The organism is Paraburkholderia sp. SIMBA_027 (assembly GCF_046535315.1).
Taxonomy (GTDB): domain Bacteria; phylum Pseudomonadota; class Gammaproteobacteria; order Burkholderiales; family Burkholderiaceae; genus Paraburkholderia; species Paraburkholderia tropica.
This window is the reverse complement of sequence record NZ_JAWRWY010000353.1, coordinates 1-287: the sequence shown is the minus strand read 5'-3', so window position 1 is coordinate 287 and position 287 is coordinate 1. Positions and strand designations below refer to the sequence as shown.

Below are 287 nucleotides of genomic sequence, written 5' to 3'. Positions count from 1 at the left end.
AAAAGGCTGGCGACAATCGTGAGCGGCATCAAGGCTTCCAGCGAGGCGATTTCGGTCGCTGCGAGTCAAATTGCCCAAGGCAATACTGATCTCTCCCAACGCACGGAAGAGCAGGCCGCGTCTCTCGGCGAAACTGCATCGAGCATGGAGGAACTGACTTCTACTGTTCGCCACAACGCCGAAAATGCAACGCAGGCAACAGCACTCGCGAATACTGCTTCCGCGGTGGCACAACGGGGCGGCGAAGTAGTCGGACAGGTCGTTGAGACCATGCACGGTATCGCGGG

The 287-nt window shown here is 58.5% G+C and carries 1 pseudogene; it reads left to right on the top strand.

Going from position 1 to position 287, the window contains the following annotated elements:
* Positions 1-287, top strand: a pseudogene (locus SB764_RS39390) (chemotaxis protein); the annotation flags it as partial.